This window comes from Streptococcus loxodontisalivarius (genome assembly GCF_016908645.1).
GTDB classification, from domain to species: domain Bacteria; phylum Bacillota; class Bacilli; order Lactobacillales; family Streptococcaceae; genus Streptococcus; species Streptococcus loxodontisalivarius.
This window is the reverse complement of sequence record NZ_JAFBEH010000024.1, coordinates 23,884-35,053: the sequence shown is the minus strand read 5'-3', so window position 1 is coordinate 35,053 and position 11,170 is coordinate 23,884. Positions and strand designations below refer to the sequence as shown.

Sequence of the window (11,170 nt, the reverse complement as noted above, 5' to 3'; positions counted from 1 at the left end):
ATAATTATAAACCATGACATTGGAAAACGAGCATCTCCGACTGCGGAAGTGCTCGTTTTTTTCTATTCTGAAGCTAGTTTTTGCCCAGCCTCTTTGGTTGAAGATAAAGTCTTTTTTCGATACTTTCCTTAAGTGATGTCGGACGTCAGGTGAAATTATCCAGTGGATGATTTCAGGAATCAGTGGAATTCCATTTGAGCCTCTTCGCTTTCTAGTTTCAAGGCTCAGACCTGAAACAGTCCACTGGACTGTTTCACTCTCAAATATTCCGAGTGTAAGAAATGCTTTCATATAGCCATTTCTTACACTTTCATCACGACGGAAGTATCTGGTAAATGCCTAAGACAGTCTTAGCACTCCGCTCGCATGAAATCGGAAGATTTATTTTAAGTAAGCAGAGCTTTGATTTTAAATTTTGTTGTAAACTAGGTTTGTCTACATTCTGACTCCTCAATAATTTGAGGAGTTTTTGTATTTTATTTAGAGATGAAAACCGCGTTTTTCTAGTGCTTTGACAAGCAGCACAGCGATAATTCCAGGAACTGATTGTCCGACTAAGAGGTTGATAACGAGTGCCCAGTAGGGAACTTGCAACAAGGTGCTTAGCCATAGTGGAGCAATGAAAGATGGGATGAGGAAAATTGCGAGGGCAACCATCCAAACATTTAGTCTGAGCTTTTTGATAAGGCAGATTGCTCCAGTTGTTAGTATTCCTGCGAAAAATCCACCGATAATGTCGATAATTCCCAGTCCGCCAAAGCTATTTGCCAGAGCATTAGCAAGACTAAGTGGCAGTGCTAAAAAGGGATAGAGGTAGGTCAATCCGTAAATTGCTGTTGCCAGTCGCATCTGATAGGCTCCAAAGGAAATAGCCTGTGATAGAAAGAGAACAGCAATGTAGGTTGCCATAAAAATTGCGGATAGAACCAATTTCTGATTGGTTTTTAAACTTTTCTTAGTCATTCTTCCTCCTTGAGCTTCAGCCGCCAGAATGATAAGCGACTCAAGCCTAGTTTTATTTAGAGACAGGATATTACGAACTGTCTATCGATTTTCTATTATAGGGGAAAATGGCAGAGCTGACAAGATTTTTTAGGCAGTGAAAAGAAATAGTTTTCTAAAGATGATTAAAAAGATATAATTTCAGTTACAAAATATTGACATAAATATTACTGTTTTGTAAAATAATAAGACATTAACTAAAAGGAGATTAAAATGCCGAAGAAACATAGATACCAGTATTTGCTGCCCTTGGTGCTTAGTACGTCAAGTTTAATCCTTGCAGCAAATCAACTAACTGTTTCAGCTGATGAGGTTGGAGAGCCTCAAATTGAAACAGTAGTAACGACAGAGGAAGTTGTGGCTACGACCGAGACAAGTACTGAGAGTCAAAGCCAAGAGACTGAATCGACTAGTCTAGTAGAGGAGCAGACTGAGGAGCCTGTGACAACTGATTCTGAAAAAGGATCAGAGAACAGCCAGGAAACTAGTAACACTGAGCATGCTGCTGATAAGACTGAAGAAACAGAGCCAGAACAGGTTGAGCCTCAAACGACTCAAGAAGTTGGTTTTGTACAATCAGGTGACCAATGGCTCTACTATAATCAAGCTGGTCAGAAAGCAGTAGGGACAACTGAGATTGATGGTCAAACTTACTTCTTTGATCAAGACGGTTATCAGGTTAAGGGAAACTTCGCTACTGCAGAAGACGGTAAGGAGTACTACTACGATGGTCAGACTGGGCAACGTGTAAGTAGTGATTTTGTGACTGCAGATGGCGGTGTGACTTGGTACTATGTGGATGCAGAAGGTCAAAAAGTCACAGGAAATCAAACGATTAATGGTCAAGATCTCTACTTCAATGAAGCTGGTCAGCAAGTCAAAGGACAATTTGTGACGGGTGAAGACCAATTTGATTATTACTATGATGCGAATACAGGTCAGAAATTAACAAGCCAATTTATTGATGTTCCTTATGAGTTTAGATTAGATATTGGGTTTGATACGGTTTATGTTAATGGAAGATTTGTAACACAGCGCCGCTATGCTGCCCCAGAAACGCGACACCACTATTATTATGTCAATGATGAGGGACATAAGGTAACAGGTACCTACGTAACTGAAGATGGAAAAATTTACTTTTTTGATCAAACTGGTATCCAGATAAAGGGTGATTTTGCTACTGCAGAAGATGGCAAAGAGTACTACTATGACGGAGACACTGGAGAGCGAGTTCAAGGTAATCGTTTTGTGAGTATTTCTTACGATACTACTTATTTCTTAGGTGTTGCAACAGGTTCGATACATTATGCTCCAGGAGGTAAAGGATATCTTTGGTATTATCTTACTGAAACAGGTGATAAGGCCAAAGGCTACTATTTTATTGATGGGGTTGAATATTATTTTGATACTGAGACTGGTCTCCAAGTCAAAGGAAATGCTTATCAACGAATTAATAGTGGAGCCAAATATACAGATCCTTATACAGACTTAGATACAGGTGAAGTTCTAAGAGATGTTATCTATATGCAGAAAGAACCAGATCGATTAAATAATCGGTATACCATTACTCAATTTGACTCAGATGGTAATAAAATAGAAGGTCGTGATTTAACAGGGAATAAACGTAAAGAATTTAATGATAATTATTTGACAATTAATAAAAATGGAAATTACGTTCTCTCTAGTTATAATAATAAATTCTATAATTCCTTTACAGAGTCAGAGGTCATCTCCTTTAAAGGAAGCAAATACACTATTGGTATGAATGGTATCCTTGTACCATTTGATGGTGATTTTTCAAAAGTATATGGTAAATTTGCTAGAGCATACGACAGAGCTTTCGATCAATTTAGTGAAGAGGAGTACTTCTACAATACGCTTGGTAAGCGTGTCTATGCTGATTTTGTTAAGCCAGAAGGTAGTGATACTTGGTACTATGTCGGTCTAGATGGTCAGAAAGTGACTGGACGTCAGACGATTAATGGACAGGATTTGTATTTCTTTGAAGATGGTGCTCAATCAAAAAATGGTTCCTTTACCTATGAAGGAAAAACCATGTTTACTGACGAGTCAGGGAATATCATTAAAGGACAAACCTTTGAACGTAATGGGATCACTTATACAACAGATGCTGATGGCTATCTTATTGAGGAATAAGACTTGCTAATAGAAACCCTATCTTAGGTCATTACTTTCATAAAAAATAACACTTAGAAATCTTCGGTATAAGGAGACTTCTAAGTGTTTTTTGTGTATGTGCTTTACTTGAGCTTTAAACTTGCTCTTTTAATCGTTTTTCTTCGTGATGGGCTTTGAAAATCATATAAGTTCCAAGGCTGATCAGGATGAGAAAAATAATTGTTCCTAGCAGGATAGTCATGAGACGGTGGTAAGATGGGTCATCTGAACCACCGAACTGTTTCATCATCATGGTTTGGAGGAAGAAGAGTGAAAAGAGCGAAGCGGCGAAGTTGAGGTTTTTACTTGCCTTCATGATTGGTGTCGTGTCCTGTCTGAAGCGAAAGAGGTTAACAGCGGATGTGATAACGCTGATGAAGGTCGTAAGGGCGACAATATAGATAAGCATTGGATACTTGCTTTCTAATTTATCGTTATTGCTAGCGACAGCGATGACCATGATATGGAAAATAGCTGCAGCAGGTATCATGAAGTAGCCGACATGGCGGTAGTGCTGCCAGTTCTTTTCGGAATCATTCTGCCTACGTAAATCGTGGCCAAGATAGTGTTTGATAATACCAAAAATCAGATGGTAGACTGCGTAGAGCATATACCAGCTAGATCTCAGAATTGCCCCTGATAAAAATGAGATGGCAACATAGAAGAGGTTGTAGATGGCACTAAAAGTCACTCCAACTGTTGTTGTTAGCCATCGATTTTGTAAAATAGCGGAGCTATTGACCAAAAAACGGGAAAGCGAGACAATAATCCAAACGTCCACAGCAGCAATCAGAGCAGATAGTATCGATAAGGTCCAATTAAGGACTTGATTATCAGCAGTCGTATGTGTGATGACCAGATAACCGATGATGATCATGATCAGGTTGCTCGCAAGAAGGCTTAGCCAGTGTTTCTTTGCAAGTCTCAGAGTAAGATGAACAGCCTTCACAAAGATTCCTTTCTAATAAATGAGTTCATGAATAATGGAGACGATAAAGTCGATATCTTCTTGACAGCCTTCGGAAACCCAGTCAAAGATAATCTTACGAATGCCAGTCAGATAGAAATTTACCATGTAACGAATACGTTTTTCATCAGTAATTCCCTGTTTATGAAAACCTTGGATAAAATGATTTTCGAAATGGTCTTGGTCATTGAGTGCATGGTGAAAGTCAAGGGGATTTTTAAGGTAGATACGATAAATTCTTTGGTGGTCCTTGATAAATTGTAAATAAGGTGTCAGATAGTAGGAGTCCAGCAGACTCCCTTTTTCTTTTGGAGCATTAAGCTGCGCTTGATAGTCTGGGTAGGTATCTAAATATAATTGAATCAAGTAGTCTTTAGTATCTTCCAGCAGATCAAATTGACTGTCATAGTTATTGTAGAAAGTTGAACGATGGACGCCTGCTTCTTTACAAATCTGACTGACCGATAATTGGTCAAACTCATTGTCGTCCAAGAGGGTGAGTAGAGCTTGTTTAAGTCTATCTTGAGCCGATTCAGCCATGCTTTTCTCCTTATTGTTGCTTGATATTTTATAATTATAACAAAAAAGAGACTCGATTCGACACTTTTGGTCAAATCTGTCCTTCAAACTGGTTTAGAAAACAACTATACTAATATCATCAAGCAAAGGAAAGAAGAAAACATGAAAAAATCACTTATTATTGGAACACTATCACTTGCAGCAATTACAGCTGGCTATCTGACCTATCAGTCTGGTTGGGGACAAGAACACTTGGCTGACAGTAAGTTGGGAAATGGAATCGTTCAAGCCTATCAGAAAACAGAAGATTTTGCGACAAGTAAGGCAGACCAAGTTTTAGACTATTTTACAAAATAAACAAATATCAGAATAAATCAAAGAAAGAGGAATCAATATGACAAGTATTTTAGCTATTATTATCGGAGCAATCATCGCAGGACTAGCAACAGCACTTCCAAGCTTATTTGGTAAAAAAGTAGGAATTTCCTACTGGCTTGTTAATATCGTTTTAGGAGCCTTGGGAGCAGTAGCAGCTAATCAACTTCTTCCAGGAGCTTATGGTCCTGAAATCGCCGACCTTAACCTTGTTCCTATGTTAGCAGGCTCACTTGTTTTGGCAGGGATTGGAACATGGGTAGTCGCTAAGCTGACAGCTTCTAAATAAAATGCATGATTAGATTACGAATTATAAGTTCAGTGGAGTAGCCAGCTCCGCTTTTTTTCTTTTTAGAACAGGCTCCTCTTTTGAGAAATATCGTAAGTATTGTATAATAGATAATATATGCTTTGATGCGAAAGTTAAAAATCCTCGAAAGCCGAATGACTAAAAGGAAAGTTAAATGCAAGATAAGTTGACAGGACTGACCAAGGAAGAAGTCCAAGTACGAATACAAAATCATCAGACCAACGAATTTAATACCAAAACCAGCGCAAGCAATTGGCAGATTATCAGACGAAATGTCTTTACCTCTTTTAATGCGCTTAATTTCGCTATTTTTTTGGCGCTCTTAGCGGTTCAGGCTTGGTCGAATACCTTTTTCTTTGGAATTATCGTTCTTAATTCCTTCTCGGGTATGCTGACGGAGTGGCGTGCCCGCCGTATGATTGACAAGCTCAATCTGATGAATAAGGATGACATTAAGGTTGTTAGAGATGGGGAAATCATCAAGATTGCACCTGAAACGATTGTGCTAGACGATATCCTTCTCCTGTCAGCAGGTGAGCAGGTGCCTAGTGATGCCAGAGTTCTGGAGGGAACAGCTGAGCTCAACGAAGCAATGTTGACTGGTGAGAGTGACCTTATTCTGAAACAAGAAGGTGCAGAGCTGCTCTCAGGTAGCTTTTTAGCCAGCGGTCAGGTCTATGCTCAGGTGATTCACGTTGGGCAGGACAATTATGCCAACAAGCTCATGCTTGAAGCCAAGGTTCACAAGCCGATTGTCTCACAGATTTTAGCAAGTATGGATAGGATTGCTGCCTTTACTGGTAGAATTATTCTTCCATTTGGACTTGCTCTCTTTTTTGAAGCTTATTTGATCAAGTTGCTGTCGCTACAAGAGTCTGTCGTGACAACATCGACTGCCCTGCTAGGGATGTTGCCGAAAGGGATTGCTCTTTTGACCATGACCTCGCTTTTGACAGCTGTCATCAAGCTAGGAATGAAGAATGTTCTGGTGCAGGAAATGTACTCTGTTGAGACCTTGGCTCGTGTGGATGTCCTCTGCTTGGACAAGACGGGAACCATCACCAAGGGACAGATGACGGTTGAAGACCTGCATCTCCTGTCAGATAGGTTCAGTAAGGACGAAATTGAGCATCTGTTGGCTGCCTATATGCAGACTAGTCAAGATAGTAACTCGACAGCGCGTGCCATCCGAACAGCCTATGGTGATTTGCGACACGACTATGAGAGTCTGGCAACGGTGCCCTTTTCAAGTGACCGCAAGTGGGGAGCAGTAGGGATTGCAGACCTTGGAACTCTCTATCTGGGTGCCCCTGAAATGCTTTTGACAGAGACTCTGCCAGAAATCCAAGCTGCGCAGATGAGAGGGTCACGTGCCCTTGTTCTTGCTTATTCTCCAGAATCTATTCGTACAGATAAGCTGACGCTCCCAAGTCAGATTGAGGCTTTGGCTCTGCTTGAAATTGCTGACCCAATCCGTGACGATGCGGCAGAAACACTAGAATATCTGCGTTCGCAGGATGTCACGCTTAAAATTATTTCAGGAGATAATCCTGTAACTGTTGCCCATATCGCTAAGCAGGCTGGCTTTGCGGATTACAATAGTTACATCGACTGTTCTAAGGTTAATGATGAGGAATTGGTCGCTCTAGCTGAAAGCACAGCTATTTTCGGGCGTGTCTCTCCCCACCAGAAAAAACTTTTGGTTCAGACCCTCAAGAAAAATGGTCATACAACAGCCATGACTGGTGATGGGGTCAATGATATTCTGGCTCTACGTGAGGCTGACTGTTCTATCGTTATGGCAGAAGGAGATCCTGCGACTAAGCAGATTGCCAATCTGGTTCTTCTGGATTCTGAGTTCAGTGATATTCCAGAAATCCTCTTTGAAGGACGTCGAGTGGTCAACAATATCGCTCATATTGCACCGATTTTCTTGATTAAGACGATCTATTCCTTCTTACTAGGCTTGCTTTGTATCGCAAGTATCGTCTTTGGTAAGGCTGAATATCTCTTGGTCTTCCCATTTGTCCAAGTACAGATGACCTTGATTGGGCAGTTCGTAGAAGGATTCCCACCATTTATCCTGACCTTTGAGCGCAATATCCGACCAGTTCAAAAGGACTTCTTGAAGAGAGCGCTGATTTTATCAATCCCTAACGCTTTGATGCTGGTTATCAGTGTACTCATCTTCCACCTCATGCTGGTTTACGGAGATCTCAGTCAGAAAGATATGTCTACACTTGCCTACTATGTCCTAGGAGGAACAGGGCTCCTATCAGTTATAAGAGCCTGTCTTCCATTGACCAAGGCACGTTTTGCCCTGATTCTTTATTCAGTTCTAGGCTTTTTCATCAGTTCCTACTTCCTAGCCAGCTATGTTTCGATTCAGCCGCTCAATAGCTATACGCTGACCATCTTTGTTGGTATTATGGTGCTGATTACCCCACTCTTCTTCTGGATTAGTGCTAAGCAGGGTGCTTTTAAAGAGGGATAGTAAGGGTATTAGAGTGAGTTCTGAAAGACTCTAGATCTCAATAATAACAAGTATTTATGACAGATATCAGTTGTGACTGATGTCTGTTTTTTATTTTCGAGTCATCCTTGTTGACAAAGATAATCTTTTTAGATAAACTTGTATCTAAATCGAGTACAAGTTAGAGGGAGAAAATCATGGATACAAAATTTTCAGTAGCCTTGCATATTTTAGTTTACATAGCTGAGACAGATAAAGTCGCTAGTTCAGAAGCGCTAGCCAAAAGTGTCAATACCAATGCCAGTCATATCAGAAAGATTACACGTCTTTTGAAACAGGCAGAGCTATTGACCAGCCAGCAAGGAAAATCCGGCTTTAGTCTAGCCAAGGAGGCGAGTGAGATTGATCTTGCTAAGGTCTATCGTGCTGTCTATCCTGAGAAATCTCTGCTCAATATCCATGAAGACCCCAATCCTGCTTGTCCAGTTGGGCAGCATATCGGTCAGGTTTTGGAGCCGACCTTTAGGCGTATCGAAGAGGATCTGATGACTGACCTTGCTAAGGAAAGTCTGGCAGACCTTATCCAAAAACTTTATCAAAAGGCATCAAACTAGAAGGAAAAGAAAATGAAAGCATATCAACACACAAGTTACAAGAAAAACACTATCCAACTGCAATTAAATGACATCGCAAAACCAGAAATCTCAAGTAATCAAGTTTTAGTCAAAGTGCTAGCAGCAGGTGTCAATCCTGTTGATAATATGATTTCACGTGGTGAAGTCAAGATGATTGTGCCTTACAAACTCCCACAAACTGCTGGGAATGAGTTTGTTGGTGTCATTGAGGCTGTCGGAAGCACAGCTAATTCTTTCCAAATTGGCGATCGCGTCTTTGGACGTTTGCCACTCAATCATATCGGAGCTTTTGCCGAGTACCTTGCTGTTGACCAAGCAGCACTAGCTACTGTTCCAGACTATCTGACTGATATTGAAGCGGCAGCTATTCCCTTAACGGCGTTGACAATCATGCAGGCTCTTGACCTGATGAAGGCTAAGGCTGGCGAGACCATCTTTATCTCAGGTGGTACTGGTGGAGTCGGTGGTATGGCTATTCCGTTGGCTAAGGCTAAGGGCTTGACTGTTGTGACCAATGGCTCAGCTGAACATGAGGAGCGTGTGTTGGGACTTGGTGCTGATCGTTTCATCGACTATAAGACTGAGGACTATGCAAACCTTCTCTCAGGTGTGGACCATGTTTTGGACACTTTAGGTGGTGCTGAAACTGAGAAACAGATGACCATTCTCAAAAAAGGTGGACACCTAGTTTCCCTTAGAGCCATGCCAAATGGTTCTTTTGCCAAACGTATGGGACTTGCCAAATGGAAACAAATTCTCTTTGGTCTAGCAGGTCGCAAATTTGACAAGATGGCTGAGAAATACGGCGTTAGCTATGATTTTATCTACGTTGAATCAAACGGTCAGCAGTTGCAAGAAGTAGCAGATATCTTCAATCGCATCCAACTCAAACCATCAATTGATACAGTTTATAATTTTGACCAAGTCAACGCAGCCCTTGATAAGGTTGCTAACGGCCGCTCAAAAGGGAAGACCGTTATTCAAGTGAGCTAAGACAATTCGACACTTTTGGTCAAATCTGTCCTTCAAATGACCGCAGATCTGCTATATACTAATAACAATCAATGAAATGAAAGAGGTAATCTTATGACAGCAAATGAAATGATTTTCTTGAAAGAACAAGTAAAAGCGGACAATATCACAGTTGGAGCTTACACTTATTATGCTAAGGAACGTGAAGGAGAGAATTTTGAAGAAGACAATGTTCTTTACAATATTCCAGGGCATGGCGATTTGACAATCGGTAACTTCTGTAGTCTGGCAAACGGTGTTCAATTCATCATGTCAGCTGCCAACCACAGTATTGCCTCAGTTTCAAGCTATCCTTTCATGCTTGTTAAGGAGAAATGGCGTCAAAACATGGGCATGACGGCAGCAGATATGCCTGATAAAGGTGATACCATTGTTGGACACGATGTCTGGATTGGTCGCGACGCAACCATTATGCCAGGAGTCAAGATTGGAAATGGTGCCGTTATCGGCAGCAAGGCTGTTGTAGCTAAAGACATTCCTGACTATGCCATTGCTGTTGGAAATCCTGCCCGTGTCATCAAGTACCGTTTTGATGAAGAGACCATTGCCTTTCTTCAAGACTTGGAATGGTGGAACTTCTCAGAAGAAGAGCTTGATGAAGCTATGCCTTACCTGACAAGTGTTGATCTACCAGCATCTAAACAAGCCCTAGCAGAGATCAAAGCAAAATAAGATGTACCAAAACTGATAATCATTAAGTAAACCAAAAAATCTAGCTGACTCATCTCAACTAGATTTTCTTTTTATTTTACAAATCAATTTCCAAGACGATTGGGGTGTGGTCTTGGCGATCACCTGAGCTAATCATTTCTGATTTGGTGATTTTGTCTGCTAGGCGGTTTGAGGTCAACCAGTAGTCGATTCTCCAGCCTGTGTTATTGATTTTAGAAGTTTTACTGCGCTGTGCCCACCATGAGTAGACATTTGGCACATCACCGTGAACATGACGGAAGGTATCTGTAAAGCCTTTGGCAAGGAGGTTGGTAAATCCTTGACGTTCTTCATCGGTGAATCCTGGTGAACGACGGTTGCTTGATGGGTTGGCAAGGTCGATTTCCTTGTGGGCAACGTTGTAGTCACCTGTGGCAAGGACTGGCTTTTGACTGTCAAGCTCTGCTAGATAGTCTGCGTAGCAGTCGTCCCAAACTTGGCGGTCAGCAAGTCGTTTCAAACCGTCACCAGCATTTGGAGTATAGACTTGGGTCACGAAAAAGTCGTCAAATTCCAAGGTGATGATGCGGCCTTCGCTGTCCATTGTGGAAGGGGCACCGATTTCAGGAAAACTGATGACTGGGTCAAGTTCTTCTTTATAGAGGAACATGGTTCCAGCGTAGCCTTTTCTAGCAGGCTCAACCGATGAGCGCCAAGTGTTTTTGTAGTTAGGGAAGTAGCTCTCGAGAATCTCCAAGTGCTTTTTGGTAGGGCCTTTGGCTGAGAGTTTTGTCTCCTGAATAGCGATGACATCAGCATTTTCCGCAACCAAGGTGTCGATTACCGCACGAGATAGCAGAGCGCGTGCCGAGTCGCTGGTCAGAGCAGCATTGAGGGAATCAATATTCCATGAGATAAGTTTCATCGTTTTATCCTTTGCAAGTGATATTTGCCTTCCATTTTATCAAAAATCGCATGAGTAAGCGAGGATGGGGATTGAAAATAAAAATACTGGACCTTGATCCAGT

General features: G+C 41.3%; 12 protein-coding genes. 7 read left to right on the top strand and 5 right to left on the bottom strand.

The genetic code is table 11. The features are described 5' to 3' along the window. Both JOC28_RS06420 and JOC28_RS06415 read right to left on the bottom strand, forming a co-directional pair. The coding region (locus JOC28_RS06420; protein ID WP_205009857.1) for a hypothetical protein at positions 1-291 on the bottom strand (291 nt) is incomplete at its 3' end. A 189-nt stretch (positions 292-480) separates the two neighbouring features. Next, entirely contained in the window at positions 481-963 is a 483-nt protein-coding gene (locus tag JOC28_RS06415) for a QueT transporter family protein (protein ID WP_205009856.1), read from the bottom strand. A 252-nt stretch (positions 964-1,215) separates the two neighbouring features. On the opposite strand from JOC28_RS06415, the gene JOC28_RS06410 reads away from it, so the two are divergent. Further along, positions 1,216-3,159, top strand: coding sequence for a hypothetical protein (locus tag JOC28_RS06410; protein ID WP_205009854.1), 1,944 nt, complete (start codon positions 1,216-1,218; stop codon positions 3,157-3,159). 115 nt (positions 3,160-3,274) lie between these two features. Here JOC28_RS06410 and JOC28_RS06405 read toward each other — a convergent pair whose 3' ends face one another. Continuing rightward, positions 3,275-4,057: a beta-carotene 15,15'-monooxygenase gene (locus JOC28_RS06405; RefSeq protein ID WP_205009853.1), complete on the bottom strand. Its 783-nt coding sequence runs from the start codon at positions 4,055-4,057 to the stop codon at positions 3,275-3,277. Positions 4,058-4,141: 84 nt separating this feature from the next. Then, positions 4,142-4,687 carry a TetR/AcrR family transcriptional regulator gene (locus JOC28_RS06400; RefSeq protein WP_205009852.1) on the bottom strand — a complete coding sequence of 182 codons (546 nt, stop codon included), beginning with the start codon at positions 4,685-4,687 and terminating at the stop codon, positions 4,142-4,144. A gap of 141 nt (positions 4,688-4,828) precedes the next feature. Between JOC28_RS06400 and JOC28_RS06395 the strand changes: the two genes are divergently transcribed. The 6 genes from JOC28_RS06395 to JOC28_RS06370 all read left to right on the top strand — a co-directional run bounded on the left by JOC28_RS06395 (position 4,829) and on the right by JOC28_RS06370 (position 10,163). After that, positions 4,829-5,023 (top strand): hypothetical protein, encoded by a 195-nt coding sequence (locus JOC28_RS06395; protein ID WP_205009850.1) that lies wholly within the window; start codon positions 4,829-4,831, stop codon positions 5,021-5,023. 37 nt (positions 5,024-5,060) lie between these two features. Beyond that, on the top strand, positions 5,061-5,330 hold the full coding sequence (locus tag JOC28_RS06390) for a hypothetical protein (RefSeq protein WP_205009848.1): 270 nt from the start codon (positions 5,061-5,063) through the stop codon (positions 5,328-5,330). A gap of 175 nt (positions 5,331-5,505) precedes the next feature. After that, complete coding sequence (locus tag JOC28_RS06385; protein ID WP_205009846.1) at positions 5,506-7,845, top strand: HAD-IC family P-type ATPase; 2,340 nt, start codon at positions 5,506-5,508, stop codon at positions 7,843-7,845. A gap of 176 nt (positions 7,846-8,021) precedes the next feature. Continuing rightward, positions 8,022-8,438 (top strand): Rrf2 family transcriptional regulator, encoded by a 417-nt coding sequence (locus tag JOC28_RS06380; RefSeq protein ID WP_205009845.1) that lies wholly within the window; start codon positions 8,022-8,024, stop codon positions 8,436-8,438. Positions 8,439-8,450: 12 nt separating this feature from the next. Next, positions 8,451-9,452: an NADP-dependent oxidoreductase gene (locus JOC28_RS06375; RefSeq protein WP_205009844.1), complete on the top strand. Its 1,002-nt coding sequence runs from the start codon at positions 8,451-8,453 to the stop codon at positions 9,450-9,452. A 93-nt stretch (positions 9,453-9,545) separates the two neighbouring features. Beyond that, entirely contained in the window at positions 9,546-10,163 is a 618-nt protein-coding gene (locus JOC28_RS06370; protein ID WP_205009843.1) for a CatB-related O-acetyltransferase, read from the top strand. Between the two features lie 76 nt (positions 10,164-10,239). Here the strand turns inward: JOC28_RS06370 and JOC28_RS06365 are convergent, their stop codons facing one another. After that, on the bottom strand, positions 10,240-11,067 hold the full coding sequence (locus tag JOC28_RS06365) for an exodeoxyribonuclease III (RefSeq protein ID WP_205009841.1): 828 nt from the start codon (positions 11,065-11,067) through the stop codon (positions 10,240-10,242). Positions 11,068-11,170: the final 103 nt, after the last annotated feature.

What these genes read in the sequence shown, in the direction of transcription:
- JOC28_RS06390 (WP_205009848.1), top strand. Translation starts at nt 5,061, where the DNA reads ATGACAAGTATTTTAGCTATTATTATCGGAGCAATCATCGCAGGACTA.
- JOC28_RS06370 (WP_205009843.1), top strand. Translation starts at nt 9,546, where the DNA reads ATGACAGCAAATGAAATGATTTTCTTGAAAGAACAAGTAAAAGCGGAC.
- JOC28_RS06410 (WP_205009854.1), top strand. Translation starts at nt 1,216, where the DNA reads ATGCCGAAGAAACATAGATACCAGTATTTGCTGCCCTTGGTGCTTAGT.
- JOC28_RS06380 (WP_205009845.1), top strand. Translation starts at nt 8,022, where the DNA reads ATGGATACAAAATTTTCAGTAGCCTTGCATATTTTAGTTTACATAGCT.
- JOC28_RS06365 (WP_205009841.1), bottom strand. Translation starts at nt 11,067, where the DNA reads ATGAAACTTATCTCATGGAATATTGATTCCCTCAATGCTGCTCTGACC.
- JOC28_RS06405 (WP_205009853.1), bottom strand. Translation starts at nt 4,057, where the DNA reads ATGATCATCATCGGTTATCTGGTCATCACACATACGACTGCTGATAAT.
- JOC28_RS06400 (WP_205009852.1), bottom strand. Translation starts at nt 4,687, where the DNA reads ATGGCTGAATCGGCTCAAGATAGACTTAAACAAGCTCTACTCACCCTC.
- JOC28_RS06395 (WP_205009850.1), top strand. Translation starts at nt 4,829, where the DNA reads ATGAAAAAATCACTTATTATTGGAACACTATCACTTGCAGCAATTACA.
- JOC28_RS06385 (WP_205009846.1), top strand. Translation starts at nt 5,506, where the DNA reads ATGCAAGATAAGTTGACAGGACTGACCAAGGAAGAAGTCCAAGTACGA.
- JOC28_RS06375 (WP_205009844.1), top strand. Translation starts at nt 8,451, where the DNA reads ATGAAAGCATATCAACACACAAGTTACAAGAAAAACACTATCCAACTG.
- JOC28_RS06415 (WP_205009856.1), bottom strand. Translation starts at nt 963, where the DNA reads ATGACTAAGAAAAGTTTAAAAACCAATCAGAAATTGGTTCTATCCGCA.